Annotated in this window: 1 protein-coding gene; it reads right to left on the bottom strand. The window is 37.9% G+C overall.

The genetic code is table 11. The annotated features are described in order from the left end of the window. Positions 1-506 (bottom strand): ISAon1 family transposase (locus RM541_RS17410; protein ID WP_311501405.1); only part of this gene is annotated, 506 nt, incomplete at both ends.

Below are 506 nucleotides of genomic sequence, written 5' to 3' on the forward strand. Positions count from 1 at the left end.
CTCTAAATGCTTTTATTTTTGCATTGAATGATTCTGCTGATGCGTTTGTACTTCTGTTGATAAAGTAATTGAGTATGGACCTGTAATTCAGTGTTATGGTGTTGGCAATGGTATTGAATGCCTTAAATCCTGTATCCTCTGCATCCTTGTACCAATGAGCGAGTTTTGTATAAGCCACTTCTACTGAATTTGCTTTGTTGAATATATCCCTGAGTCTTTGGGTAAGGCTAAATGCCAACTTTATATCCGGATATTGCTCGAAGAGGATTTTGCTACGTTGATATTGATTCTCTGTCCAGTTGGAAGGTGCTTTATAGAGCAGGTAACGGCTACGTGCTAATAATTGTTTTCTGCTGTCTCCATTTTCAAAGATTTCGGGATTAAATTCTTTTTGCTTTAATCTTGCCTGCTTAATTTGTTCGTTTTCCATGTCTATAGCATCCCATCGGTGCTTGATCCTAATATCCTGCAGCGCTTCTAAAGTAAGTTTTTGTACGTGAAAGCGA

It is taken from the genome of Autumnicola psychrophila (assembly GCF_031846645.1).
In the GTDB taxonomy this organism is placed as follows: Bacteria; Bacteroidota; Bacteroidia; order Flavobacteriales; family Flavobacteriaceae; genus Autumnicola; species Autumnicola psychrophila.